General features: G+C 62.0%; 23 protein-coding genes. 9 read left to right on the forward strand and 14 right to left on the reverse strand.

Annotated features, from left to right (window positions below; translation table 11 throughout):
* Positions 1 to 9: 9 nt before the first annotated feature.
* Together AACW30_RS22995 and AACW30_RS23000 are read left to right on the forward strand one after the other, a co-directional pair.
* Positions 10 to 837 carry an isocitrate lyase/PEP mutase family protein gene (locus AACW30_RS22995; protein WP_106577192.1) on the forward strand — a complete coding sequence of 276 codons (828 nt, stop codon included), beginning with the start codon at positions 10 to 12 and terminating at the stop codon, positions 835 to 837.
* Between the two features lie 3 nt (positions 838 to 840).
* Positions 841 to 1,539: an extensin-like domain-containing protein gene (locus tag AACW30_RS23000; protein WP_200623514.1), complete on the forward strand. Its 699-nt coding sequence runs from the start codon at positions 841 to 843 to the stop codon at positions 1,537 to 1,539.
* A 3-nt stretch (positions 1,540 to 1,542) separates the two neighbouring features.
* Here the strand turns inward: AACW30_RS23000 and AACW30_RS23005 are convergent, their stop codons facing one another.
* Positions 1,543 to 2,163: an energy transducer TonB gene (locus AACW30_RS23005; protein WP_200623515.1), complete on the reverse strand. Its 621-nt coding sequence runs from the start codon at positions 2,161 to 2,163 to the stop codon at positions 1,543 to 1,545.
* A gap of 96 nt (positions 2,164 to 2,259) precedes the next feature.
* Here AACW30_RS23005 and AACW30_RS23010 point away from each other — a divergent pair, with 96 nt between their 5' ends.
* Entirely contained in the window at positions 2,260 to 3,042 is a 783-nt protein-coding gene (locus AACW30_RS23010) for a class I SAM-dependent methyltransferase (RefSeq protein ID WP_145161817.1), read from the forward strand.
* Between the two features lie 114 nt (positions 3,043 to 3,156).
* Here AACW30_RS23010 and AACW30_RS23015 read toward each other — a convergent pair whose 3' ends face one another.
* Positions 3,157 to 3,792 carry a TetR/AcrR family transcriptional regulator gene (locus AACW30_RS23015; RefSeq protein WP_106577188.1) on the reverse strand — a complete coding sequence of 212 codons (636 nt, stop codon included), beginning with the start codon at positions 3,790 to 3,792 and terminating at the stop codon, positions 3,157 to 3,159.
* A gap of 93 nt (positions 3,793 to 3,885) precedes the next feature.
* Here AACW30_RS23015 and AACW30_RS23020 point away from each other — a divergent pair, with 93 nt between their 5' ends.
* The 3 genes from AACW30_RS23020 to AACW30_RS23030 are packed head-to-tail and all read left to right on the forward strand — an operon-like array spanning position 3,886 to position 8,660.
* A complete protein-coding gene (locus AACW30_RS23020; RefSeq protein WP_200623516.1) occupies positions 3,886 to 4,989 on the forward strand; it encodes an efflux RND transporter periplasmic adaptor subunit in 1,104 nt (367 codons plus the stop codon).
* A 6-nt stretch (positions 4,990 to 4,995) separates the two neighbouring features.
* Positions 4,996 to 8,061 (forward strand): efflux RND transporter permease subunit, encoded by a 3,066-nt coding sequence (locus AACW30_RS23025; RefSeq protein WP_200623517.1) that lies wholly within the window; start codon positions 4,996 to 4,998, stop codon positions 8,059 to 8,061.
* A 2-nt stretch (positions 8,062 to 8,063) separates the two neighbouring features.
* Positions 8,064 to 8,660 carry a LysE family translocator gene (locus tag AACW30_RS23030; RefSeq protein ID WP_106577185.1) on the forward strand — a complete coding sequence of 199 codons (597 nt, stop codon included), beginning with the start codon at positions 8,064 to 8,066 and terminating at the stop codon, positions 8,658 to 8,660.
* Between the two features lie 65 nt (positions 8,661 to 8,725).
* Here AACW30_RS23030 and AACW30_RS23035 read toward each other — a convergent pair whose 3' ends face one another.
* The 3 genes from AACW30_RS23035 to plsB are packed head-to-tail and all read right to left on the reverse strand — an operon-like array spanning position 8,726 to position 12,411.
* A complete protein-coding gene (locus AACW30_RS23035) occupies positions 8,726 to 9,415 on the reverse strand; it encodes a DUF4197 domain-containing protein (RefSeq protein WP_119738730.1) in 690 nt (229 codons plus the stop codon).
* 29 nt (positions 9,416 to 9,444) lie between these two features.
* Positions 9,445 to 9,840, reverse strand: a complete 396-nt coding sequence (locus AACW30_RS23040) for a YbaY family lipoprotein (RefSeq protein WP_200623518.1) — start codon at positions 9,838 to 9,840, stop codon at positions 9,445 to 9,447.
* Positions 9,841 to 9,891: 51 nt separating this feature from the next.
* Positions 9,892 to 12,411: a glycerol-3-phosphate 1-O-acyltransferase PlsB gene (plsB, locus tag AACW30_RS23045; protein WP_200623519.1), complete on the reverse strand. Its 2,520-nt coding sequence runs from the start codon at positions 12,409 to 12,411 to the stop codon at positions 9,892 to 9,894.
* Positions 12,412 to 12,592: 181 nt separating this feature from the next.
* Here plsB and AACW30_RS23050 point away from each other — a divergent pair, with 181 nt between their 5' ends.
* Positions 12,593 to 12,802, forward strand: a complete 210-nt coding sequence (locus tag AACW30_RS23050) for a cold-shock protein (RefSeq protein ID WP_032891681.1) — start codon at positions 12,593 to 12,595, stop codon at positions 12,800 to 12,802.
* A gap of 143 nt (positions 12,803 to 12,945) precedes the next feature.
* Here AACW30_RS23050 and AACW30_RS23055 read toward each other — a convergent pair whose 3' ends face one another.
* From AACW30_RS23055 to AACW30_RS23070, 4 genes are all read right to left on the reverse strand, one after another.
* A complete protein-coding gene (locus tag AACW30_RS23055) occupies positions 12,946 to 13,323 on the reverse strand; it encodes a hypothetical protein (protein ID WP_106577181.1) in 378 nt (125 codons plus the stop codon).
* A 54-nt stretch (positions 13,324 to 13,377) separates the two neighbouring features.
* The gene (locus AACW30_RS23060; RefSeq protein WP_200623521.1) at positions 13,378 to 14,187 is read right to left on the reverse strand and encodes a putative RNA methyltransferase; all 810 of its coding nucleotides are present in this window, start codon (positions 14,185 to 14,187) and stop codon (positions 13,378 to 13,380) included.
* Complete coding sequence (gene dapE / locus AACW30_RS23065) at positions 14,187 to 15,338, reverse strand: succinyl-diaminopimelate desuccinylase (RefSeq protein WP_106577179.1); 1,152 nt, start codon at positions 15,336 to 15,338, stop codon at positions 14,187 to 14,189. Before dapE ends, AACW30_RS23060 begins: the two co-directional genes overlap by 1 nt.
* Positions 15,339 to 15,590: 252 nt before the next feature.
* A complete protein-coding gene (locus AACW30_RS23070) occupies positions 15,591 to 18,182 on the reverse strand; it encodes a glycosyltransferase (RefSeq protein ID WP_200623523.1) in 2,592 nt (863 codons plus the stop codon).
* Positions 18,183 to 18,399: 217 nt separating this feature from the next.
* Here AACW30_RS23070 and tcdA point away from each other — a divergent pair, with 217 nt between their 5' ends.
* Positions 18,400 to 19,209 carry a tRNA cyclic N6-threonylcarbamoyladenosine(37) synthase TcdA gene (gene tcdA / locus AACW30_RS23075; protein ID WP_372239289.1) on the forward strand — a complete coding sequence of 270 codons (810 nt, stop codon included), beginning with the start codon at positions 18,400 to 18,402 and terminating at the stop codon, positions 19,207 to 19,209.
* A 116-nt stretch (positions 19,210 to 19,325) separates the two neighbouring features.
* Here tcdA and AACW30_RS23080 read toward each other — a convergent pair whose 3' ends face one another.
* The 4 genes from AACW30_RS23080 to AACW30_RS23095 form a co-directional block, all read right to left on the reverse strand.
* Positions 19,326 to 19,739, reverse strand: coding sequence for a SufE family protein (locus AACW30_RS23080; protein WP_200623525.1), 414 nt, complete (start codon positions 19,737 to 19,739; stop codon positions 19,326 to 19,328).
* On the reverse strand, positions 19,736 to 20,941 hold the full coding sequence (locus AACW30_RS23085) for an aminotransferase class V-fold PLP-dependent enzyme (protein WP_200623526.1): 1,206 nt from the start codon (positions 20,939 to 20,941) through the stop codon (positions 19,736 to 19,738). The genes AACW30_RS23080 and AACW30_RS23085 overlap by 4 nt, the downstream gene beginning before the upstream one ends.
* A 67-nt stretch (positions 20,942 to 21,008) precedes the next feature.
* Positions 21,009 to 22,043 (reverse strand): 2,3,4,5-tetrahydropyridine-2,6-dicarboxylate N-succinyltransferase, encoded by a 1,035-nt coding sequence (gene dapD / locus AACW30_RS23090; RefSeq protein WP_200623527.1) that lies wholly within the window; start codon positions 22,041 to 22,043, stop codon positions 21,009 to 21,011.
* Positions 22,044 to 22,074: 31 nt separating this feature from the next.
* Complete coding sequence (locus tag AACW30_RS23095; RefSeq protein ID WP_231982825.1) at positions 22,075 to 22,383, reverse strand: arsenate reductase; 309 nt, start codon at positions 22,381 to 22,383, stop codon at positions 22,075 to 22,077.
* Positions 22,384 to 22,675: 292 nt separating this feature from the next.
* Here AACW30_RS23095 and AACW30_RS23100 point away from each other — a divergent pair, with 292 nt between their 5' ends.
* Positions 22,676 to 24,319, forward strand: coding sequence for a Na+/H+ antiporter (locus AACW30_RS23100; RefSeq protein ID WP_106577173.1), 1,644 nt, complete (start codon positions 22,676 to 22,678; stop codon positions 24,317 to 24,319).
* Positions 24,320 to 24,329: 10 nt separating this feature from the next.
* Here the strand turns inward: AACW30_RS23100 and dapC are convergent, their stop codons facing one another.
* On the reverse strand, positions 24,330 to 25,529 hold the full coding sequence (gene dapC, locus AACW30_RS23105) for a succinyldiaminopimelate transaminase (protein WP_200623528.1): 1,200 nt from the start codon (positions 25,527 to 25,529) through the stop codon (positions 24,330 to 24,332).
* Positions 25,530 to 25,588: the final 59 nt, after the last annotated feature.

Raw genomic sequence — 25,588 nt, forward strand, 5'->3', positions numbered from 1 at the left:
GAGTCAGACATGGATGCCCAAACCCTTCGCGCCGAAACCTTCAAAGCCTTGCACGAGCGTGACCGCGCGTTCGTGATGCCCAACCCGTGGGATGCCGGCTCGGCCATCATGCTCGCCAGCCTGGGTTTTGAAGCCCTGGCCACCACCAGCGCGGGTTACGCATTCAGCCTGGGGCGGCCGGATGCGGAAGGTGCGTTGTCGCTGGAGGACACGCTGGGCAATGCGTCAGCCATCGTTCGGGCGACGGCACTGCCGGTGGCGGCCGATCTGGAAAACGGTTTCAGCGATACTCCCGAAGGCTGCGCCCAGACCATCCTGCGCGCGGCCGCCACGGGCATCGTCGGTGGCTCCATCGAAGACGCCACAGGCATTGCCGTCGACCCGATCTATCCTTTTGATTTGTCTGTTGAGCGCGTCGAAGCGGCGGTTGCGGCTGCCCGTAGCCTGCCATTTGCGTTCACCCTGACGGCCCGCGCCGAAAACCTCCTGCATGGTCGCCTGGATTTGCCTGACACCATTCGCCGCTTACAGGCCTACGCCGAGGCGGGTGCGGATGTGCTCTATGCGCCGGCGCTGCGCAGTGCCGAGGACGTGTTGGCGGTGGTCAGGGCGGTCGCGCCCAAACCGGTGAATGTGTTGATGTCCGGTGGCTTGAACCTCAGCGTTGCGCAGTTGAGTGAGATGGGCGTGCGCCGCATCAGTGTCGGCTCGGCCATGGCGCTGGCGGCGTATGGCGAGTTCTACCGCGCCGCGCAGGAGGTCTACCAGTTGGGCACCTTTACCTTCACCGAGCGCAAGATGCCATTCAGCCAGGCCAACCAATTCTTCAAGGGCTGAGCCGTGCGTTTTCTCAACGTGAGCGGTGCGCTGCTGTTGCTGGCGGGTGTGTTTGCAGTGGGCGTGTGGCGTGGCTGGGTGCCGTCGCCTGCCGAGTGGAACCCCTGGGCGCCGCTGGACGTGCGTGCCAAGCCGAACCTGCTCACGCGCTTCAAGCTCGGCCGCCTGCAGGATGATCCAGCGCTGTGCGATCAGGTGCTGAAAACCTCGGGCTTGCGCGTCAGCTATCAGGCTGACAGCCCGGCTGATGCCGCGTGCCCGTTGCGCAATGTCTTGCGCGTACAAGGCGCTGACGTGGCCCTGAGCAGCAGCTTTCTGGCCAGTTGCCCACTGGCGGTGGCCTTTGCCCTGTTCGAACGCCACAGCCTGCAACCTGCGGCGCAGGCGGTGTTTGGCCAGGCGGTGACGCGGGTCGATCACTTGGGCAGCTTCGCCTGTCGCAACCTGTATAACCGTGCAGAGGGGCGGCTCAGTCAGCACGCCTCGGCCAATGCCCTGGATATCGCCGGCTTTCGCCTGGCAGATGGGCGCAGCATCAATGTGCTCAAGGATTGGCCGGGAACGGGCGACAGCGCGCGGTTTTTGCGCCAGGTGCGCGATGGCGCCTGCGATGATTTCAATGGGGTGTTGAGCCCGGACTACAACGCTGCTCATCGCAACCATTTCCATCTGGACATGGGGCGTTGGGGAGTGTGTCGCTGAGCGTCAGGCGGCCAGGCGCAGGTTGTTGAGGATCAATGGGCGTGCCCAGTGGGAGTCAAAGTCGAGCGCTTTCTGTTGCGCCACCAGCTCTTCCATTGGATAAGGCGCGGCGGGCGGCGGCAGCAAGTCCAGTTCGAACTCGGCGATGGGCAGGTGCAGCGGCTGGGGTTCCGGCGCCGGGCCAGGCTCAGGCAGCGGCTGGCCGGCACTCAGCACGAGCGGGCGTACCCAACCACTTTCGAAGTTCTGCTGGCGTTGTTGTGCAACGATTTCTTGCGCCGGGAACGGCGTAGCGGGTGGCGGCAGCAACCCGGTTTCGAATTCGGCGATCGGCAGGAACAGCGGTTCTGGCGGGGCGATCTCGGTGTCTTTCACCTCGCATTCACGCTGGGTGAGGATCTGCGACAGCAGGTCGGCGCCTTCGCTGGGTTCTACCGCCGGGTCTCTGGGAGCCGATGCCTTGGCGGCGCGCGCGTCCGGCGTGTCGCCGAGCTGCTCGGCCAGCGCCCGGGCGAAGAAGTCCTGCCACACATGACTCACCCCGGCCAGCGCTTGAGTATTGCGCAGGCCGTAGTGGTTGTGGGTCGGCAGTACACCGATGGTTAGGGGAAGAATGTCTGACATTTTTCTCGGTCGACGCTCAGCTCTGGCAAAATACCTGACTGTTGTTTTTATCGGCCGCTGTTTGCCGATCCTTAATATTTTTGAGCGTAGCGATTGATGAGCGAACAACCAGCGGCCAGCCGCATTCGGGTCGAGGCTTTGGCCGAAGGTTTTCAGGCGCGTGCCGAGCAGTGGGCGTCGCAGCTCGGCCTGCCTGTGCAGCTGGAGGAGGCGGATTTTTCCCTGCAAGTGGGCGAGCACGGCTTGCAGCTGCAACAGCTCGGCCCTGATGCGCCGGGGCCGGTGCGCGTGGATTTTGTCGAAGGTGGCGCGGCGCACCGGCGTCTATACGGCGGTGGCAGCGGGCAGATGATCGCCAAGGCTGTGGGCATCGCTCAAGGCGTGCGCCCACGCGTGCTGGATGCCACGGCGGGGCTGGGCAAGGACGCGTTCGTGCTGGCCAGCCTGGGTTGCGAGATGAGCCTGATCGAGCGCCAGCCGCTGATCGGCGCCTTGCTCGAAGACGGCCTGGCCCGTGGCGCGGATGACTTTGAAGTGGCGCCAATTGTGGCGCGCATGAAGTTGCTCAAGGGCAACTCCATCGACGTGATGCGCAATTGGGAAGGTGAGCCGCCGCAGGTGATCTACCTGGACCCGATGTTCCCTCACCGTGAGAAAACCGCGCTGGTGAAGAAGGAAATGCGCCTGTTCCGGCCGTTGGTGGGCGATGATCCGGATGCGCCGGCTTTACTCGCCGCGGCGTTGGCATTGGCCAGTCACCGCGTGGTGGTCAAGCGTCCCCGCAAGGCGCCGTGCATTGAAGGGCCAAAGCCTAGCCATGCGCTGGATGGCAAGTCGAGCCGGTATGACATTTATCCCAAGAAAGCGCTCAAGCCCTAAATTTTCATTGGTTTGCCGGGCCTCTTCGCGAGCCAGCCCGCTCCCACATTTGGCATGCATTCCAAGGTGGGAGCGGGCTTGCTCGCGAAGAGGTCTTTCAACGTGCTGCAAGGCTCAGGGCCGATAAGCCCGCATAAACAACCCCACCACCTCCTGCACATGCGCCTCGGCGGCTTCTTCGCTCAGTTGCCCGCCGCAGCCATACAGCAAGCAGAAATTCGCCGTGCCCTTGAGCAGGCAAAAGAAGTGCTCGGCCGCCGTAAACGGTTTGTCGATGCTCAGGGCGCCGCTCTGGTGGATGCGGCTGAGCAGGCGCTCCATGCCCTGCAGCATGCGCATGGGCCCGGCTTCAAAGAAGATCTGTGACAGTTTCACGTCCTGATTGCCGGTGGTCATCATCAGGCGATGCAGGTTCACCGACTCCTCGCTGTTGATCAGCCGATGAAAGCCCCGTGCGATGTTCAGCAGCACGGTGTCCACCGGCATGCCGGCGGGCAGCTCGAAATACATCACCGGCAGCTGCTCTTCGCATTTGGCCACGACGGCGGCGGTGAACAGCGTCTCTTTGTCGGTGAAGTGGCTGTAGACCGTCAGTTTCGACACGCCGGCCTCCATTGCCACGGCATCCATGCTGGTGCTGGCGTAGCCATTGCTCAAAAACAGATTTTTCGCCGCGTCGAGGATTGCCTGGCGTTTTGCCATGTCCTTGGGACGCCCGGGGCTATTGGTGTTTACGGGATTGTCGGACATTTTCACCTTTAATACTGGACTGGTGAGTTTGGTATTAATAACATACCGGCCAGTATAATTATTCCAAGCTCCATTTGCGAAAGGTCCTTCAGCATGCGCAGCACTTTCCTGCCCCTTGCGTTGCCTGTCAGCCTGATCTTCCTGTTGGCCGCCTGCGGCCATGAAGAAGCGGCCCAAACCACCCCCCGTCCAGCCATGGTGGTGCAACCGCAGCCCTCGGCGCAGGCGATGGACAGCTTTCCAGGCGAGGTACGTGCCCGTTATGAGCCGGACCTGGCCTTTCGCATTGGCGGCAAAGTCAGTAAGCGCCTGGTGGAGGAGGGCGAGCGGGTCAAGGCCAACCAACCGCTGGCCGAACTCGATCCGCAGGACGTACGCCTGCAACTGGAAGCCACGCGCGCCCAAGTGGCCGCCGCCGAAGCCAACCTGAGCCTGGTGCGCGCCGAGCGAGATCGCTACAAGACCTTGATGGACCGTCAGATGGTCAGCCGTTCTCAGTACGACAATTCCGAAAACCTCTACCGATCCGGTGAAGCACGCCTCAAGCAGATCAAGGCCGAGTTCGACGTGTCCAGCAATCAGGCTGGATACGCCGTGCTGCGCGCCCCCCAGGACGGTGTGGTCGCCAAGCGCGCGGTGGAAGTTGGCCAGGTGGTGTCTGCCGGCCAAACCGTCTTCACGCTGGCCACCGATGGCGAGCGCGAAGTGCTGATCAGCCTGCCGGAGCAAGGTTTCGGCCGGTTCAAGATCGGCCAGCCGGTGTCGGTTGAATTGTGGAGCCAGCCCGACCAACGTTTTGCCGGGCGTATCCGTGAACTGTCGCCCGCTGCCGATCCAAAATCGCGCACCTTTGCCGCCCGCGTTGCCTTCACTGGCGGCAAAGTCCCGGCCGAACTGGGCCAGAGTGCCCGCGTATTCATACAGGCCGACGGCGTAATTGCGCTGGCGGTACCGCTGTCAGCGCTGAGTGCAGAGAATGGCGCGTCCTACGTCTGGTTGGTGCAACCAGACAACACGGTCAAGCGCATGCCGGTGCGGATCGGCGCCTTTGGTGAAAAAACCGTGCCGGTACTGGAAGGCCTGGCCCCCACCGACTGGGTGATTGCGGCCGGCGTGCATGTGCTCCATGAGGGCCAGCAGGTGCGCCCGGTGGATCGCTCCAACCGCGTGGTGAATCTGGCGGCCAACAAGGAGTAGTCCCCGATGGGTTTCAATCTTTCCGAATGGGCGTTGCGTAATCGCCAGATCGTACTGTTCCTGATGATCCTGCTGGCGGTCGTCGGTACGCTGTCCTACACCAAGCTGGGGCAAAGCGAGGACCCGCCGTTTACCTTCAAGGCCATGGTGATCAAGACCAACTGGCCTGGAGCCACGGCCCAGGAAGTCTCGCGCCAAGTCACCGAGCGTATCGAGAAAAAGCTCATGGAGACCGGCGACTATGAGCGCATCGTTTCTTTCTCGCGCCCCGGTGAATCCCAAGTCACTTTTATAGCGCGCGACGCGATGCACTCGGCGCAGATTCCGGACTTGTGGTACCAGGTGCGCAAAAAGATCAGCGACATTCGCCAGACCTTGCCGCCGGATATTCAGGGGCCGTTTTTCAACGATGAATTCGGCACCACCTTCGGCAATATCTACGCGTTGACCGGTGACGGTTTCGACTACGCCGTGCTCAAGGACTACGCCGACCGCATCCAGATTCAACTGCAACGTGTGCCGGATGTGGGCAAGGTCGAACTGCTCGGCCTGCAGGACGAAAAAATCTGGATTGAATTATCCAACCTCAAGCTCGCCACCCTCGGCCTGCCATTGGCCGCCGTGCAGCAGGCGTTGCAGGAGCAGAACGCCGTCTCTACCGCCGGCTTCTTCGAAACCCCGACCGAGCGTGTGCAGTTGCGTGTGTCCGGCAACTTCAAGACGGTGGAGGAAATCCGCAATTTCCCGATTCGCGTCGGTGACCGCACCTTTCGCATTGGCGATGTGGCCGATATCCACCGGGGTTTCAATGACCCACCGGCACCGCGCATGCGCTACATGGGCGCGGACGCCATCGGGCTGGCCGTGGCCATGCGTGACGGCGGCGACATCCTGGTATTGGGCAAGGCCCTCGAAGGTGAATTCGCACGCCTGCAGAAGAACCTTCCGGCAGGCATGGAGCTGCGCAAGGTGTCGGACCAACCGGCCGCGGTGAAAACCAGCGTCGGCGAATTCGTCCAGGTACTCGCCGAAGCACTGGCGATCGTGTTGCTGGTGAGCTTCTTCTCCCTCGGTGTGCGCACCGGCATGGTGGTGGCCCTGGCGATTCCGCTGGTGTTGGCGATGACCTTTGCCACCATGTATTACCTGGGCATCGGCTTGCACAAGATTTCCCTCGGCGCATTGGTCCTGGCCCTGGGCCTGCTGGTCGACGACGCGATCATCGCCGTGGAAATGATGGCGATCAAAATGGAGCAGGGCTACGACCGGCTCAAGGCCGCGAGCTTCGCCTGGACCAGCACTGCGTTCCCGATGCTCACCGGTACGTTGATCACCGCTGCAGGGTTTCTGCCGATTGCCACCGCGCAATCGAGCACCGGTGAATACACCCGCTCGATTTTCCAGGTCGTGACCATCGCACTGCTGGCCTCATGGGTGGCCGCCGTGGTGTTTGTGCCGTACCTGGGGGAAAAACTCCTGCCGGACCTGGCGAAAATTCATGCTGCCAAGCACGGCACCGATGGGCCCGATCCCTACGGCACGCCGTTCTATCAGCGTGTACGACGTTTGGTTGAATGGTGTGTGCGTCGGCGTAAAACCGTGATCGTGCTGACGTTGCTGTTGTTTATCGGCTCGGTCGCGCTGTTCCGCTTTGTGCCGCAACAGTTCTTCCCGGCCTCTGGCCGCCTGGAGTTGATGGTCGATCTCAAGCTGGCTGAAGGAGCTTCCCTGAGCAACACCGCCGAGCAGGTCAAACGCCTGGAGGCGCTGCTCAAGGAACACGCTGGCATCGACAACTATGTGGCCTATGTCGGCACCGGTTCGCCGCGCTTCTACCTGCCGCTGGACCAGCAATTGCCGGCCGCCAGCTTTGCGCAATTTGTGGTGCTGGCCAAGACCATCGAAGAGCGTGAAAGCCTGCGCACCTGGCTGATCGAAACCCTCGACGAGCAATTCCCCGAACTGCGTTCGCGGGTCACACGCCTGGAGAACGGTCCGCCGGTGGGTTACCCGGTGCAGTTTCGCGTGACTGGCGAACACATCGAAGAGGTCCGTGCCCTGGCCCGCAAAGTGGCGGCCAAGGTTCGTGAAAATACCCACGTGGTCAACGTGCACCTGGACTGGGAAGAGCCGAGCAAAATCGTCTACCTCAATATCGATCAGGACCGGGCCCGCGCCCTTGGTGTAAGCACCGCCAACGTGTCGAAATTCCTGCAGAGTTCGCTGACCGGTGCAAGCGTCAGCCAGTACCGCGAGGACAACGAGCTGATCGAAATCCTCCTGCGCGGCACCGTGCACGAGCGCACCGAGTTGGCGTTGTTGCCAAGCCTGGCCGTGCCGACCGACAACGGCAAAAGCGTTGCGCTGTCGCAGATAGCCACCCTCGAATATGGCTTCGAAGAGGGCATTATCTGGCACCGTAACCGCCTGCCGACGGTGACTGTGCGCGCCGACATCTATGGCAAGGAACAGCCGGCGACCCTGGTCCAGCAGATCCTGCCGACCCTTGAAGGTGTGCGCGCCGAACTGCCGGAAGGTTACTTGCTGGAGGTCGGCGGCACCGTTGAAGACTCCGCGCGTGGCCAGAATTCGGTCAAGGCCGGTGTGCCGCTGTTTATCGTGGTGGTCCTGACCTTGCTGATGCTGCAACTGCGCAGCTTCTCACGCACTGCGATGGTGTTTCTGACGGCACCGCTGGGCCTTATCGGCGTGACCTTGTTTCTGCTGGTGTTCCGCCAGCCGTTCGGGTTTGTCGCCATGCTCGGGACCATCGCCTTGTCGGGCATGATCATGCGCAACTCGGTGATCCTGGTTGATCAGATCGAGCAAGACATCAAGGCTGGCCTGACACCCTGGCAAGCGATCATTGAAGCGACCGTGCGACGCTTCCGCCCGATTGTGCTGACGGCGCTCGCGGCGGTGTTGGCCATGATTCCACTGTCACGCAGCGTGTTCTTCGGGCCGATGGCCGTGGCGATCATGGGCGGGTTGATTGTTGCGACGGCGTTGACCCTGTTGTTCCTGCCGGCCCTGTATGCTGCGTGGTTCCGAGTGAGGAAGGACGTCGCGTAATCATGCTGGCCACTGTTTCAGCCTTAATGTTGTTGCTGCTTGCCCCTGGCCCGACCAATACCCTGTTGTTTCGTGCCGGGGTGTTGTTTGGGTACAGGGCGTCGTGGACGCTGGCGCTGGTCGAGTGCCTGGCGTACCTGTTGCAGGTCTCGGTGTGGGGCGTGGCGTGGCTATATCTGGCGGCGCATTCGCCGTGGGCGTTGAAAACCACGCAACTGGCGGCGGGCTGCTACCTGCTGTATGTCTCGTTCAAGCTATGGCAACGCAAACACAGCGCCATCGATTCGATCCGTGACCGCTTCTCTGGCCTGTATTTTTTCTGGCTTACTGTGATGAATCCCAAAGGCCTGTTGATCGTTTCGTTCATCGCCCCGATCAGCGCATTTGCATCGTTGCAAGGCTATGCCGGGTTCATGGCCACGCTGGCAATGGTGGTGGTGCCGGTGGGGTCTGCCTGGATCGTGCTGGGCAGCCGCTTTGAAGGGGTTCAGAAGACGTGGCTCACGCCACTGAAGATCAACCGCGCGGCATCCGTGGCGATTTGTTGTTTTGCCACGCTCATGCTTGGGCGGTTGGCGCAGGCGGTTATCCAGGGCTGAAACAACGGCGCCAAGGCCCGTGAACAGCGGCCTTGGCGCAGGTGTCGAAGGTTTACTGCGAGCGGTTACAGCGCGCCGAATACCTTCTTCGCCAGGCTGGTGGCAGCCGCGGCGGGGTTCTTGCGGATGGTTTCTTCCTGCTGCGCGATCATCTTGAACAGGCCGTCCAGCGCCTGTTCGGTCACGTAGCTTTCGACGTTGGCACTTTTGGCATCAACCGCGCCGAATGCTGCGGCCTTGCCGGCCAGGGCGTTGTATTGCTGGGCGACGCCGACCTTGTCGGTGGCGGCCTTGACGATCGGCAGGAACTTGGCACGAATCTCTTCGCGGCTGCTTTTGTTCAGGTATTGAGTGGCCGAGTCCTGGCCACCGGTGAGGATGCCCTTGGCGTCGGTCACGCTCATGTTCTTCACCGCATTGACCAGGATCGGCTGAGCCTGGGTCACGGCGGTTTCTGCCGCTTTGTTCATGCTGGTTTCGAGCTGCGTGACCTGATCACCCATGCCGAACATTTTCAGCTTGTCGGCGACTTTGCCGAGTTTGCCGGGCAGGCCGATTTTCACTTGCGGGTTGTTGCTGAAGCCACCGGGTGCGCCCAGTTGTTTCACGGCGATCTGTGCACCTTGGGTCAGTGCATCCTTGAGGCCGCCGCTGGCGTCGCCCTGGGACAGGCTGCCAAGTGACACCGCCATGGCGTTGGCGCCAAGCAGCAGGCCGGCGCACAGGGCAGTGAGGCGAAGAGAATTACGGAGCATGGGCGCTTCCTTTTTTAAGCTGGGAATAATCAGTGTGCGACCGCATCAACCCGCAGACGCAAGGGTTGTGGGTCTTGGCCGTTGAGTTGCACGGCGTGCCGCTCGGTGGTGATAAACAGTAGCTTGCCATCGAGCTCGATGCGAGCGCTGACCGAGTACGTGTGCCCCGGCTTGATCTGGGCCGGGTCGTAGTTCAGGTGAAACGGCAGCGGCACCTGGCCTTTGACCGGGCCTTTCTGCTCGGCGAGGGTCACGGCCGGAGCGTCCATCAAGGACACGTCCTGCAGGCTGACGCTCAAGGTGGCGGCGGGCGGCAGCGCGATGCGTTGCAGGTAGAACACTTCGCCGTCGAGGCTGGCCTTGGGGGTCATGGATTGGCAGGCTCCGAGCAGGGCGGTCAGGCCCAGGAGGATGATCTTTTTCATGGTACAGCTCCTTTTCAACGGCGCCGGAAACCGCCCGGCGCCTCGTTCACTCTAGCGGCTTTCTTCAGCGTTTACCGGCTCGGGTTCGGTCGGCGTTTCGGCTGCGCCATCGACGCGGTGCAACGCCACTTGGCGGATCGACAAACGAATATCGGCGGGCAGCACGCGTTTGGCTGCACCTTCGGCCAACTCACCGAGCAGGTCGTGATAACTCAACTTGCCGGCCTCATCGCGACGCAGCACATCTTGCTCGAGCAACGTCTGGATAAAATGTCGGAAAAGGCTCTTGTCGAAGAACTCCGGGGCATTGAGGCCATGCAGGATCGACAGGCGCTGAGCCATGATCGTGCACAGGTCTTCCAGCTCTTCGGCGCTGATGGTGTTCTGGCCGCTGTTGAGCAGCAGCGAGATCGCCATGTAGAAGCGTTGCAGGGTCTGGGCAATGCTCTTGGACAGCAGCGTCAGCAGCACAAAATGCCGCGAGCTCGGTGCCGGGCGCAGGTACACCTCATTCTCGAAGCGCAGCAGGCCTTGTTCGACAAACGCCTCCAGCCAGTGGTCGACCACCGCGTCCAGCTCATCCAGCGACCAGCGGATAAACAGCTCCGATTGCAGGTACGGGTACAGCGCACGGGTGTAGCGCAGGATTTGTTCGCGGCTCATGCGCGAGCTGCTCTGGAAGAAACTCGCCAGCAACGCCGGTAGGGCGAAGATGTGCAGCACGTTGTTGCGGTAGTAGGTCATCAGGACGGCATTTTGCTCGTCCAGGTACAAAATCTTACCCAGGGCGTCGCTCTGCTCCGACAGCAGGTCCATGTCCTTGACGTGCTTGATCAGCGCCAGGCCATCGCCTTCCGGCAAGGTGGTGTGCGGTGAGTAGGGCACGCGGCGCAGCAGCGCCAGGTACAGGTCCAACTGGCGCGCCATGGCCTGTTCATCCAGGGCCAGGCGGGTGGTGGAAAGCAACGCCAAGGCCACCAGGTTCACCGGGTTGACCGCGGCGGCCTCGTTCAAGTGGCGGGCCACCTGCTCGCCAAGGCGGTTGGTGGTTTCGTTGAGCCACGCCGGCTTGTAGTTCGGGCCCAGCTCCTGGGCGCGCCAGTCGGGTTGCTCGGCGTCGAGGAACTCGGCCAGTTTGATCGGCTCGCCAATGTTGACCGCGACTTGGCCAAAGCGCTGCTTGAGCGCGCCGACCACCTTGAAAATATCGAAGATCGACTCTTTTTTCTTGCTCGCGCCGCGCAGCTCGCCGAGGTAGGTGCGGCCTTCCAGCACGCGTTCATAGCCGATGTATACCGGCACGAAGACGATCGGCATGCGTGAGGAGCGCAAAAAGCTGCGCAGGGTAATCGCCAGCATCCCGGTCTTCGGTTGCAGCATGCGCCCGGTGCGCGAGCGTCCGCCTTCGACGAAGTACTCCACCGGAAAGCCCTTGGTGAACAAGGTGTGCAGGTATTCGTTGAACACCGAGGTGTACAGCGGGTTGCCCTTGAAGGTGCGGCGCATGAAAAACGCACCGCCACGGCGCAGCAGGCTGCCGATCACCGGCATGTTCAGGTTGATACCGGCGGCGATGTGCGGCGGGGTCAGGCCGTTTTTGAACAGCAGGTAGGACAGCAGCAAGTAGTCGATATGGCTGCGGTGACACGGTACGTAGATCACCTCGTAACCCTGGGCAACCTTTTGCACACCTTCGATGTTGTTGACCTTGATGCCGTCGTAGATCTTGTTCCAGAACCAACTGAGCACCACTTCCAGGAAGCGAATCGCGGTGTAGGTGTAGTCCGAAGCGATCTCGTTGCCGTAGCGCAAGGCTTGGGCCTTGGCTTTTTCCGGGGAGATTTTCTCGCGTTCGGCCTCTTCGCTGATGGCTTGGCGTACCAACGGCATGTTCACCAGGCCTTTGACCAGGTTGCGCCGGTGCGACAGGTCGGGGCCGATCACGGCGGTCTTCAGGTTACGGAAGTGCACCCGCAGGATGCGCTGGGCCATGCGCACGGTGCGTTCGTGACCTTTATTGTGCTCGATCAATTCACGCAGATTAATAGGCGCGGAGAATTGCACGCGGGTCTTGCGACCCAGGATCAGGATGCTCAGCAAACGGCGCAGGCGCCCGGTGACGGCCCAGCTGTCGGCAAACAGCAACTTCCACGGGCTGGACTCGCTCTCGGGCGATTGGCCCCAGAACACGCTGACCGGAATGATTTGTGCATTCTCTTCGGCGTGTTCGGTCAGCGTGTTGACCAGCCGGGTCAGGGTCGGCGGTGCGCCGCGCTTGTCCTGACGGCCGAGCCAATCCGGTTCGGGCGTGAGGTAGAAGAACGCGGCGGGTTCGATCTGCGGGCCTACCGAGACCGGCAGCACCGGGCGCGGCAAGCCGGCCTTGGTGCACTCGGTATCGACCACGGCCAATTCGGTGAGGGAGGGCGATTGCAGGACGTAAAACACCGGCCGGCTGCGGTCGAGGTTAAGGGTTAGGGACGACTGGTTGATCGTCTCCGAGCGAACCCAGAGGTACAACAGTCGGCGCAAGGTGCCAAACACCAGACGGCGGAACGGAGAGCGGGTCATAGGCGTGCTGCTTCAAGTGGAAAAAACCGAGCAGGCGCTCGGGCGGGTAGTGTGCCGTATTCGCCGAAAATCGGCAAAAAAGCAGCGATGTAAACTTGAGTTGAACGTTTTTGAGCCTGTCTTATACTCGGCAGTTCAATGCGACTGACTCAACAATAAAAAGCATGTGGGAGCAAAACTGATGGCAACGCGCGAAACCGGCAATGTGAAGTGGTTCAACGATGCAAAGGGCTATGGCTTTATTCAACGCGAGGACGGCAAGGATGTGTTTGTGCACTACCGCGCCATTCGCGGTGACGGCCACCGCTCACTGGCCGAGGGCCAGCAGGTGGAATACGCCGTGGTGACCGGCGAGAAGGGGTTGCAGGCGGAGGATGTGGTGGGGTTGTAACCTGAGTTTTTGCCACACAGCTGAACCCCTGTGGGAGCGGGCTTGCTCGCGAAGGCGGTGTGTCAGTCAAAATAAAGGCGACTGACCCACTGCTTTCGCGAGCAAGCCCGCTCCCACATTTTGATTGGGTTCACACTTCAGGTTCAGGCCGTTTTCCAGGTGATCTGCTCTTCACCGTCTGCGCTGATACGAATCCAGGTGTCGGCACTTTCCTCACCTTCTTCCTCAACCCACGTACCCGGTGCGCAACGCACTTCGACGTTCAGCGCAGCAAACGCAGCGCGGGCGCAGGCGATGTCGTCTTCCCACGGGGTCTGGTCACTTTCCAGGTACAGACTGTTCCATTTGCCTACCGCTTTTGGCAGCCAGGTGACCGGCACATTGCCGGCCTTGCACTTGTAGGTCTGGCCCTTCTGAACCCAGTCGGTGCACGGGCCCAGCGCGGCGCCCAGCCAGGCGGCGATGGCTTTGTGGTCGACGTCGGCGTCCTTCAGGTAAATCTCGATATCAGGTTGGCGCATGGATGTTCCTCGTTGCGGGATTCGAAAATCCATTCGCGGATGCTTAAAAGTCGGTTATTGAAGCACGAAATAATCGTAGCGCATCGACACCGTGACCTGCAGCGGCTCGGCGGCCTCGATCACCTCGGCGCGGCGCTCGGCACTCGCGCGCCAGCCGTGCGGTGTCATCGCCAGCAGGTTGGCGCGGTCGTTGGGCTCGGCCAGGCTCAAGGTGAATTCCAGGGTTTCGCTGTGCGCCAGGCTCATGCCATCCGGCACCAGGGCCAGATGTTTGTCGTCGGTGTACTCGCGCACTTCGTCGTACAGGCGTTCGCGCAGTTCCATCAGGTGGCCGGCCGTCGGGCCGACTTTCATCAGACCGCCGCCGGGGCTGAGCAGACGCTTGGCCTCTTGCCAATCCAATGGGCTGAAAACGCTGGCGAGGAATTGGCAACTGCCCGAGGCCAGCGGCACGCGCGCCATGCTGGCAATCAACCAGGTCAGCGCCGGGTTGCGCTTGCACGCACGTTTGACCGCTTCCTTGGAAATGTCCAGCGCGTAGCCGTCAGCATGGGGCAGGGCCTCGGCGACTTGCGCGGTGTAGTAACCCTCGCCACAACCGATGTCCACCCAACGCTGCGGCGCACGTTCCGCGGCCAGTTCAGCCAGGCGCTTGGCCACCGGCGCGTAATGCCCGGCGTTAAGAAAGTCGCGGCGTGCCTCGACCATGGCGAGGTTATCGCCCGGGTCGCGGCTGTTCTTGTGCTGCACCGGCAACAGGTTCAGGTAACCCTGGCGCGCGCGGTCGAAACGGTGCCCGGCCGGGCACGCCACGCCATTGTCCACCGCGTGGAGCGGTGCGCTGCAAATGGGGCACGCGAGCATCAGGCGAGCAACTTGATCAGGGTCTGGTAATAGATTTCGGTCAGCACATCGAGGTCGCTGGCCAGAATGCGCTCGTTGACCTGATGGATTGTCGCGTTGACCGGGCCCAGCTCCACGACTTGAGTGCCAAGGGTGGCAATGAAGCGCCCATCGGAGGTGCCGCCGCTGGTGGAGGCTTTGGTTTCGCGACCGGTGATCGCCTTGATGCTGGCCGACACCGCATCCAGCAACGCGCCGGGCTCGGTGAGGAACGGCAGGCCCGACAGCGCCCACTCCACGTGCCAGTCCAGGCCATGCTTGTCGAGAATCGCCGCAACGCGCTGTTGCAGGCCCTCGACGGTGGACTCGGTGGAGAAGCGGAAGTTGAACACCGCCGTCAGGTCACCGGGGATCACGTTGGTGGCGCCGGTGCCGGAATTGAGGTTGGAAATCTGGAAGCTGGTCGGCGGGAAGAAGGCGTTGCCGTCGTCCCAGTGCTCGGCGGCCAATTCGGCCAAGGCCGGGGCGGCGAGGTGGATCGGGTTCTTCGCCAGGTGCGGGTACGCCACGTGGCCTTGCACGCCGCGCACGGTCAGGGTGGCGCCGAGGGAGCCACGACGGCCGTTCTTGACCACATCGCCCACCAGCGTGGTGCTCGACGGTTCGCCGACGATGCACCAGTCCAGGCGTTCCTTGCGTGCAGCCAGGCGTTCGATCACGGCTTTGGTGCCGTGGTGCGCCGGGCCTTCTTCATCGCTGGTGATCAGGAAGGCGACCGAGCCTTTGTGGTCCGGGTAGTCGCTGACGAAACGCTCGGAGGCCACCAGCATCGCGGCCAGGCTGCCTTTCATGTCTGCCGCGCCACGGCCGCAGAGCATGCCGTTTTCGTCGATCAGCGCGTCGAACGGGTCGTTCTGCCAGGCGCCCACCGGGCCGGTCGGCACCACGTCGGTGTGGCCGGCAAAGCACAGCACGGGGCCGTCGTGCTTGCCGTGGGTGGCCCAGAAGTTGTCCACATCTTCGATACGCATCGGCTCCAGCGCAAAGCCGGCGTCGCCCAGGCGCTGCATCATCAGCTTCTGGCAATCGGCGTCAATCGGCGTCACGGAGGGGCGACGGATCAGGTCGATAGCGAGTTGAAGGGTCGGCGAAAGGTCGGCATGGGCCGTCATGGGGGAACTCCGGAAGCGTGTTATGGGCGCAGGACGAATGTGGAATACACAACCTGAATCGGCGCAAATCTAATGTGGGAGCTGGCTTGCCTGCGATAGCTTCGCCGCGGTGTACCTGACAGACCGCGGCGTGTGCATAGCAGGCAAGCCAGCTCCCACAGAAAGCAGGGCGTGGCCAAGTCTCACAAAACGGCCGTTATCTTATAGCAAAACGGCGGCCAAGGGCCGCCGTTTAGTGCATTGCGCAAGTTTTTACTCAGCCGTTGCCGGCTCAACCTTCGGCGCAGGTTTTGGCAGCGACGAGAGGAACGCCATGATCAGCGCCGCCACATACGGCAGCGACTGTACCAGCAGCATCACCACCCAGAAGCGTATGTCATTGCTCGGCAGGCCCTGCACCAGGTAGATCCCCAGCGCCGCGCCCCACAACAGCAACATGATGAACATTTCTTCGCGGGCTTCGGAAATCGCTACCCAGAAGCCGTGGTTATCCGCGTTTTTCGGGGTACGAAAGAACGGAATACTGGTGGTGAAGAAGCCGTACAACACCGCCTTGGCGATGGTGTGCGACAACGCCAGGCCGGCCAGCGCCGCGCAGAACGCATCTTTCAAGTTCACACCCACCGCACGGCGGTAGAGGAAAATGATCTTGCCCACTTTGAACACGAACAGCGCCAACGGCGGAATCGCGAAAATCAGCAGCGGCGGATCAACCCGCGTTGGCACGATGATCATCGCCGCCGACCACAACAAGGCGCCAACGGTGAAGAAGATGTTCATGCCGTCCGCTACCCACGGCAACCAGCCTGCAAGGAAGTGGTAGCGCTGGCCACGGGTCAGCTCGGTGCCCTTGCCGCGCAGCAGGCTGGCGGTGTGGCGCTTGATGATCTGGATCGCGCCATAGGCCCAGCGGAAACGCTGCTTCTTGAAGTCGATAAAGGTATCGGGCATCAAGCCTTTGCCGTAGCTGTCGTGGTAATACGCCGCCGACAGGCCTTTCTCGAATACACGCAGGCCCAGTTCGGCGTCTTCGCAGATGCACCAGTCAGCCCAGCCGAGTTCTTCGAGCACCGAGCGACGGGTCATGGTCATGGTGCCGTGCTGGATGATCGCGTCGCGGTCGTTACGGGTGACCATGCCGATATGGAAGAAGCCTTTGTATTCCGCGTAGCAAAGCTTCTTGAAGGTGCTTTCGTTCTGGTCGCGGTAATCCTGCGGCGACTGCACCACGGCGATTTTCGGGTCGGCGAAGTGCGGCACCATGTGCTTGAGCCAGTTCGGCGACACGCAGTAGTCCGAGTCGATCACCGCAATCACTTCGGCGTCCTTGGCGGTGTGCGGGATCAGGTAGTTCAGCGCGCCGCCCTTGAAACCGGCCAGGGGCGAGACGTGGAAGAACTTGAAGCGCGGCCCGAGGGTTTCGCAGTAGTCGCGCACCGGTTCCCATACAGCCGGGTCCTTGGTGTTGTTGTCGATGATCAGGACTTCATAGTCCGGGTAATCGAGGGCGGCGAGGGCGTCGAGGGTCTGTTTGACCATCTCCGGCGGCTCGTTGTAGCACGGCACATGGATCGACACTTTCGGGCGGTAATCCGAATCGCCTTCCACCGGCAGGAATTCACGCCGGCGCTTGTGGGTCCACACCGCTTCCGCCAGTTCGTGGGCTTCGGTCAGCAACACGATAAATACCCCGAGGGCGCCCAGTGCCAACAAGATCCCCACGGTCACGCTGAACCAAGTGCTGTATTGCTGGCTGTAGTCGTAGCCGATCCACACCAGCACCGAGCCGCACAGGAACGCGATAAAGGTCAGGAACGTACGGCCACGCTGGCGCAGGGCCGAGCCGTCGATCATCAGCAAGGTCAGCGACAGCAGCGCAAGCACCACCGAGCCGATGGCCAGCACGCGCCATTGCGGGATCGCGACCACCGGGCCTTCAAAGTTGAATTTCTGCTGGCGCGCGGCGTTGTACACGCCCCAATAGGCGCCGGCCGAGCCTTCGTCGCTGACTTTCCACGGCTGATCGAACGCCTCGATCACGAAGTAGTTGTAGCCCTGGCGGTTGAGCTTGTTGACCAGCGTACGCAGGTAAATCGCCTGGTCGGCGGGCGAGGTTTCATTGCCCCCGCGCATGCGGCCGTTACTCGGCCAGCCAACCTCCGACAGCAGCAGCGGCTTTTTCGGGAACAGTTTCTTCAGATCCCGGGCGCGGTCGAGTACGTATTGGCCGGCCTTGTCCATCGGAATAAATTCCCAGAACGGCAGGATGTGCGCGGCGATCAGGTCGACGTGCTTGGCCAGTTGCGGGTTCTTTTCCCAAATGTGCCATTGCTCGGACGTCGTTACCGGCACTTTCACGGCGGCGCGCACGCGGTCGAGCAGCGTAATCAGCGCCTCCGGGGTGATTTCTTCACGGAACAACGCTTCGTTACCGACCACCACGCGCACGACGCTGCGTGAGCTGTTGGCCAGTTCGATGGCCCGCTGGATCTCGCGTTCGTTACGCGCAAGGTCCGGGCTGATCCAGATGCCCAGCGTCACGCGCAGGCCGAACTCTTCTGCCAGCTTGGGGATGTCGCCCAGGGTGCCGTCGACCGAGTAGGTACGGATGTTGTCCGTCAGCTTGCTCATGATCTCGAGGTCACGACGCATTTCTTCGTCGCTTGGGTACTGGTCTTTCTGCGGGAACTGGCCTTGCTGGAACGGCGAGTAGGAGAACCCGGAGATCTGTTCAGGCCAGTTGGGTGTGGTGACCGGGCGGTTGATCAGCGCCCAGAAACCGGTGAACAGCGCGGCAATTGCCAGCACCACCACCAGGTTGAGTCCAAATTTACGCGATGACATGGCTATTTCGGGTTCCAAAGGGTGTGGAACGAAAAGAGGTGTCGGCTTACGCCGAACGGCGCGCATCCTACACTGGCCTTTCCCCGAGCGTACAGCAGACAGAGAAAAGCCGGACGTTAGTCCGCGAATGTTCACCTAAGTTCTTTACTTGTAGCTGGAAGCTTCGAACTTGTCGCTGCGTAGTCCATAATGCGCGCCGGTTTTTGGGGTAATGGTCATGAGCACAGAAGATCCGCGGTTTGCAGGCGTCGCCCGCTTGTATGGCATTGAAGGCCTGGAACGCTTGAAAGCGGCCCATGTGGCGATCGTCGGCGTCGGCGGCGTAGGCTCGTGGGCGGCGGAAGCCATGGCCCGTTGCGGGGTGGGCGAGATTTCGCTGTTTGACCTGGACGACGTCTGCGTCAGCAACAGCAACCGCCAGTTGCACGCGCTGGACAGCACCGTGGGCAAGCCCAAGGTCGAAGTCATGGCCGAGCGCCTGCGCGCTATCAACCCCGATTGCACCGTGCATGCGGTGGCGGACTTCGTGACCCGCGACACCATGGCCGAGTACATCACGCCGACTATCGATTGCGTGATCGACTGCATCGACGCCGTCAACGCCAAGGCTGCGCTGATTGCCTGGTGCAAGCGTCGCAAGATCCAGATCATCACCACCGGCGGCGCCGGCGGGCAGATCGACCCGACGCTGATCCAGGTGTGCGACCTGAACCGCACCTTTAATGACCCACTGGCCTCGAAGGTGCGCTCCACGTTGCGCCGCGATTACGGTTTCTCCCGCACCGTGACCCGCCATTACAGCGTGCCGTGCGTGTTTTCTACCGAGCAGCTGCGCTATCCCAAGCCGGACGGCAGCATTTGTCTGCAAAAAAGTTTTGTTGGGGATGGGGTGAAGCTGGACTGCGCGGGCGGGTTTGGCGCGGTGATGATGGTGACGGCGACCTTTGGCATGGTCGCGGCCACCAAGGCGGTGGACAAAATTGTGGCGGGGGTGCGCAGGCCTTCGGAGCGGGTTAAAGCCAGCTAGGTCCTACAGCCGAACATAGACCGAAATGTGGGAGCGGGCTTGCTCGCGAAGGCAGAGTGTCAGTCAATCCATCAATGACTGAACCACCGCCTTCGCGAGCAAGCCCGCTCCCACATTCAGTTTTGTGTAAGGCTCAGGTCTCGCATGCGCAGCAGAACTGCGTTGAGGCCATTACTGCGCGACGGCGACAACTGCCGTGACAGGCCAAGCTGGGCAAACCAGTCGGGCAGGTCAACGGCCTGCAACTGCGCCGCAGATAAGCCATTGACCCGCGCCAGCAGCAACGCCACCAACCCACGAATCATGCGCGCATCGCTGCTGGCGGCGAACCGCCAATGGCCATTCTCAATGCGTCCCACCAACCACACCAGGCTTTCGCAGCCCTGCACCAGGTTGGCGTCGACTTTGTCCGCATCCGCCAAGGCTGGCAGGCGCTCGCCCCATTGCATCAGCATCCGCGCGCGCTGCTCCCAACTGCCGACCGCCTGAAAGGCGTGCAGGGCTGCGGCGGCTTCGGCCGGCAAGCTCATCGCAACATATCCAGCGCCTGGTCGAGCGCTTCAAAGAAGCGCTCCAGGTCATCGGAGTCGTTGTACAGCGCCAGGGACACGCGGATCGCCCCCGACAAGTGCATTGCCTTGAGCAATGGCATCGCGCAATGGTGGCCGGCGCGCACGGCGATGCCCTGTTCGGTCAGCAGGTGGGCGAGGTCGGCGTTGTGTATGCCTTCCACCACAAAGCTGGCCAAAGCTACGTGAGGCGATCCCAATACGCGGATGCCATTACGTGCCTTGAGGCCGCGCAGCAGGTAGTCGTGCAGCGCCGCTTCATGGGCGACCACAGCGTGCGGGTCCAGCGAGCTCAGGTAATCCAGGCTGGCACCCAGGCCGATCACGCTGGCGATCGGTGGCGTACCCGCTTCAAAACCCAGCGGGGCAGGGCGGAAACTGGCGCTGTGGTAGTCCGCCTGTTGCACCATCTCGCCGCCGAACTGCCAGTGGCGCAAGTGATGCAGGGCTTCGTGGCGGCCAAACAGCACGCCGACGCCGTCCGGGCCATACAGTTTGTGGCTGGAAAACACGTAGAAGTCGCACCCCAGCGCCTGCACGTCATGGCGGCCATGCACGATGCCCTGGGCACCATCGACCACGGTCAGCGCGCCGTGTGCCCGCGCCATCGCCAGCAAGGCGTCCAAGGGCTGCCAGGTGCCAAGCACATTGGAAAGCTGGCTCACCGCCAGCACGCGCGTGCGCGGGCCGATCAATTCGGCGGCAGCGTGCAGGTCAATCACGCCGTCGTCACCCAGTGGCAACACCACCAGCGTGAGCGCGCGACGTTTGGCCAGTTGCTGCCAGGGCAGCAGGTTGGCGTGGTGTTCGAGGGCGCTGATAACAATTTCATCGCCCGCATTGAATAAGTGCTCAAGGCCATAGGCCAGGAGGTTCAGCGCAGAGGTTGCGCCGTGGGTAAAGATGATTTGCCCGCTGTCACCTGCGTTAAGCCACTGCGCGACCTTGCTGCGACTGTCTTCAAACGCCTGGGTCGCATGGGCGCCCGGCAAATGTTGGGCTCGGTGCACATTGGCTGCGCCATTGGCGTAGTAATGGCTGATGGCATCCAACAGGGCCTGGGGTTTTTGCGTGGTGGCGGCGTTGTCCAGGTAGGTCTGGTCTTGCCGTTGCAGGGTGGCGATGGCCGGAAAGTCGGCGCGCCAGGGAGAGGGCACAAGCATGGTGTTCAAGACTCGTATAAGCGGGCCGACCCGGAGGCGCGACCCGCTAGTGGCATCGAGTGGCTGCTTAGTTGTGAGCGTGCAGCGCTTCGTTCAGTTCGATGGCCGATTTGTGGGTTTTGCACTCCACGGCACCGGTCTCGGAGTTACGGCGGAACAGCAGGTCCGGTTGGCCGGCCAGCTCGCGCGCCTTGACCACTTTGACCAGTTGGTTCTGCTCGTCCAGCAGCGCGACTTTGGTGCCGGCGGTGACGTACAGGCCCGACTCCACGGTATTGCGGTCGCCCAACGGGATACCGATACCGGCGTTGGCGCCGATCAGGCAGCCTTCGCCAACCTTGATCACGATGTTGCCGCCGCCCGACAGGGTGCCCATGGTGGAGCAACCGCCGCCCAGGTCCGAGCCCTTGCCGACGAACACGCCAGCGGAGACGCGGCCTTCGATCATGCCCGGGCCTTCGGTGCCGGCGTTGAAGTTGACGAAACCTTCGTGCATCACGGTAGTGCCTTCGCCCACATAGGCGCCCAGGCGGATACGTGCGGCGTCAGCGATACGCACGCCGGCCGGGACCACGTAGTCGGTCATTTTCGGGAACTTGTCCACCGAGAACACTTCCAGCAGGTCGCCACGCAGGCGTGCTTCCAGTTGACGTTCGGCCAGCTCGCTGATGTCGATGGCGCCCTGGCTGGTCCATGCCACGTTCGGCAGTTGCGGGAACACGCCGGCCAGGCTCAGGCCGTGCGGCTTGACCAGGCGGTGCGACAGCAGGTGCAGCTTGAGGTAAGCCTCAGGCGTGGAGGTCAGTGCAGCGTCTTCGGCCAGCAGGGTCGCGACCAGCGGGGTGTGGCTTTCAGCCAGACGGCTCAGCAGGGCGGCTTGAGCAGTGTCGACGCCTTTGAGCGCGTCAGCCAGTTGCAGCGCCTGGGAGACGGTGAAGGTGATGGCCTGGTTGCCTTCGGTGTAGCCCAGGATCGGCGCAATGGCTGCGACGATCTCGCCCGATGGATTGAGCAACGGTTGTGCGTAAAACACTTCCAGCCAAGCACCTTGGCGGTTCTGAGTGCCGACGCCGAAGCCCAGGCTGAACAGGGAATTGGACATGCTGTTACCTCTACAAAAATGGAAGGCTGGCCTACTTGAGGGCCGCCGAATAACTATCTGGCTTGAAGCCAATCAGGGTTCTGTCACCGAGATCGAGCACCGGGCGCTTGATCATCGAGGGTTGTGCGAGCATCAATTCAATGGCTTTCGACTGATCGAGATCGGCTTTGCGTTCGTCTTCGAGTTTGCGAAAGGTGGTGCCCGCACGGTTCAAAACCACCTGCCAACCGTGCTCGTTGCACCATTGGGTCAAGTGTTCGCGGTCGATACCGGCCGTTTTGTAGTCGTGAAACTCATAGCTCACAGCGTGCTCATCGAGCCAGGTGCGCGCTTTTTTCATGGTGTCGCAGGCTTTGATGCCGAAAAGGTGCAACGTTTTGCTTGAAGCGGTCAAGGAATTGCCCCCTTTGGACCAAGTAGAAACGAAAGGTCACGGATTATGCCATGACCAGCAGGTTTGGGTGCCGCTCGTCATGCTTGCTGATGGCGCAGTGCGACTTTTGTGCAGAAGCCACGGCGCGCCATGGCCGCGTAACATGGCTGGTTAACATAGCCGAGTAATATGGCACTTCAACGGCCGGTTGTTGCCTGATGGGTGTCGTTGCAAGTCGATTGTCCGGGAAACCCGCTTTATGCAAACCGCCTACACCGTTCTTATCCTGCTGATGCTGGTCAGCGTTTCGCGCCTGGTCGGGCGCATCATTCCTCTGCCGTTGCCCCTGGTGCAGATCGCCGCCGGCGCCTTGCTGGCCTGGCCCACCCTCGGGCTGCATGTGGCGCTGGACCCTGAGTTGTTTCTGTTTCTGTTCCTGCCACCGCTGTTGTTCTCTGATGGATGGCGCATGCCCAAGCGCGAGTTCTGGCGATTGCGCGGCCCGATTCTGACGTTGGCGGTGGGGCTGGTGCTGTTCACCGTGGTGGGTGCCGGGTATTTCATTCATTGGATATTGCCTACGATCCCATTGCCGGTGGCCTTCGCCCTGGCGGCGGTTTTATCGCCGACGGATGCCGTGGCGGTGTCGGCCATTGCCCAGAATCGTCTGCCCAAGCCGTTGATGCACATGCTTCAGGGCGAAGCGTTGATGAATGATGCCTCGGGTCTGGTGACCTTCAAGTTCGCCCTGGCGGCGGCGCTGACCGGCGTGTTTTCCCTGGCGGATGCCAGCCTGACTTTTGTGCTGGTCGCCGTGGGAGGCTTGGCGGTTGGCGTGGCGCTGAGCTGGCTGGTGGGCCGTTTGCGCGCCTGGATGATCGCGCGCGGTTGGGATGACCCGGCTACGCATGTGGTGTTCATGTTGCTGTTGCCGTTTGCGGCCTATGTATTGGCGGAGCGCCTGGGCGCATCGGGCATTCTCTCGGCGGTGGCGGCGGGCATGATGCAAAGCTGGCTCGACCTGTTGCCGCGCCAGACCAGCACGCGCTTGCTTAACCGCAGTGTCTGGTCGCTGCTGGAGTTTGCCTTCAATGGCCTGATCTTCCTGCTGTTGGGCCTGCAACTGCCGGACATCATCAAGGCGGTGGTCAGCCATGAGACAACGTTGTGGCCCACCCTGCTGTATCGCTGCCTGGACGTGATTGCGATCTTTGTGGTGCTGGTGGTGTTGCGCTTTATCTGGGTGCAGAGCATCTGGCGCCTGTCGGGTTTACTGCGACGCCTGCGGGGCAAAAGCGAACTGACCATGGTGCCGACCGCGCGCTCCTGCTGGCTATTGACGGTCGGCGGCGTACGCGGTGCGGTGACCCTGGCCGGTGTGATGTCGGTGCCCCTGCTACTGGCGCCGGGCGCGGCCTTCCCCGAGCGCGACCTGCTGATTTTCATCGCTGCCGGGGTGATTCTGCTATCGCTGATCGCCGCTTGCATCGCGCTGCCGTTGCTGTTGCGCGGCATCGAGCAAAGTCCCGATGAAAAGCGTCATAACGAAGTGCGTGAGGCGTGGAAGAAGACCGCCGTGGCGGCGATCCATGCCCTTGAAGCGGAAGAACCCGCCGAAACCGAAACCTCGGACGCCGCTCAGGCCGCACTGGCGGCTGAGCTCAAGGCGCGGCTGATGTCGGAATATCGCCATCAGTTGGAAGTGTTCAATGACTCCGCCGACGCCCAGGCGCTGGCCCTGCAGATGGACCAGCTGGAGCGTAAATTACGCCTCAAGGCCCTGCGAGCGCAGCGATTGGAGCTGTACAGCTTGAGCCGTCATCACCAGATTGGTGATGACGTTTTGCGCGAAGTGCTGGCGGATCTGGACATGAGCGAGGCGAATCTGGGTCATGTGAAATGACCCATAAGTGTCAGCGGCGGCGCTGAATGAAGTCGCGAATGCGCTCGGCCGCTTCAACACACTCCGCCAACGGTGCAACCAGCGCCATGCGCACGCGCCCGGCGCCTGGGTTGACGCCGTCCACGTCCCGGGACAGGTACGAACCTGGCACCACGGTCACGTGTTCTTCCACGAACAGGTCACGGCAGAACGCGGCGTCGTCGCCATTCACGTTCGGCCACAGGTAAAACCCGCCGTCCGGGCTTTGTACGTCGAGCACCGGCTTGAGAATGGCCAGCACGGCGTTAAACTTCTCGCGGTACAGGTCACGGTTGGCCAGCACGTGGGCTTCATCCTGCCAGGCCGCGATGCTCGCCCGTTGGGTTTGCACCGGCATCGCGCAGCCATGGTAGGTGCGGTACAGCAGGAAGGCCTTGAGGATGTCGGCATCGCCGGCCACAAAGCCCGAGCGCAGGCCCGGCAGGTTGGAGCGCTTGGACAGGCTGTGAAAGACCACGCAGCGTTTGAAGTCCTGACGGCCGAGCTCGACGCAGGCACTGAGCAGGCCGGGCGGCGGGGTGTGTTCGTCGAAGTACAACTCGCTGTAGCACTCGTCGGCGGCGATGACGAAGTCGTACTCGTCGGCCAGGGCGATGAGCTTTTTCAGGGTGTCGACCGGAATCAGGGCTCCGGTGGGGTTGCCCGGCGAGCACAGGAACAGGATCTGGCAGCGTTTCCAGATGTCCGGCGACACGGCGTCAAAATCCGGGTTGAAACCGTTGGCGTCCAGGCACGGCAAGTAATGCGGCTTAGCGCCGGCCAGGAACGCGGCGCCTTCGTAGATCTGGTAGAACGGGTTCGGGCTCACTACCAATGCGTCGTCAGCGCGGTTGACCACGGTCTGGGTGAAGGCAAACAGCGCTTCACGGGTGCCGTTGACCGGCAGAATATTGCGCGCCGGGTCCAGCCAACCCTTGGGCACGTTGAAGCGGCGTTCGCACCAGGCGCCGATGGCCTCGCGCAATGCCGGAATGCCCAGCGTCGTCGGGTACACGGCCATCTGGTCGAGGTTGTCAGCCAGCGCCTTGGCAACGAATTCCGGCGATGTGTGCTTCGGCTCACCGATGGACAGCGCAATCGGGCGTTTGTCCGGGTTCGGCGTGACGCTGCCGAGCAGGGCGCGCAGTTTCTCGAACGGGTAGGGCTGCAGCTGGTTCAGGGCGTTGTTCATCGCAAGTCTCATTCAATTCGGTTGTAAGCGTGCGTTCTGCCGGGCAAAGCCATTCAAAT

Source organism: Pseudomonas sp. MF6747, from assembly GCF_963890955.1.
In the GTDB taxonomy this organism is placed as follows: domain Bacteria; phylum Pseudomonadota; class Gammaproteobacteria; order Pseudomonadales; family Pseudomonadaceae; genus Aquipseudomonas.